1 pseudogene is annotated in these 496 nt (G+C 70.4%); it reads right to left on the bottom strand.

The features are described 5' to 3' along the window. Positions 1–32 precede the first annotated feature (32 nt). A pseudogene (locus tag B3T77_RS04785) lies at positions 33–496 on the bottom strand (carbohydrate-binding protein); the annotation flags it as partial.

A 496-nucleotide genomic window follows, 5' to 3' on the forward strand; every position in this document is an offset into this window, starting at 1 on the left:
CCTTCTCCCAATGGGAGAAGGGACGCAGGTGGTCAGCGCAGTTCCACCCGCCGCGTCCCCGCCGGAATGACCAGCTCATCACCCGACCACGTCGCCGCACGACCGTCGATCCGTGCCTGCTCCGGCCGCCCCTGCCCCGCCGCCCACTGCAGCACGAAGCCGCCCGGTGGCGTCACGCCGTCGCCCAAAGTGAGCACATAGCCCCGCCGTTCCTTGCGGTAGGCGTAGTTCAGCGGTCCATAGGCGGTGCGCAGATCCCGCACGCCGACCCCCTCGGCGGTGTCCAGCCACGCCTCCGGCACGCCCGCCGCCAGCACCAGGACTTGATCGCGGTCCCGCTCATAGGCGAACAGATCGAGCGCCGAGCGGATATAGTCGGAGCTGATCCAGGCGTGCGGCATGTCGCCGATGAAGCGCGGCTCGCGCTTTTCGCGCCCCACCACCTCGGCCCAGCCGTTCCAGGCCTCGGGCCTGCGGTCGGCCATCAGGAAGTCCC

The sequence above is a fragment of the Brevundimonas sp. UBA7838 genome, from assembly GCF_002500885.1.
Lineage (GTDB): Bacteria > Pseudomonadota > Alphaproteobacteria > Caulobacterales > Caulobacteraceae > Brevundimonas > Brevundimonas vesicularis_C.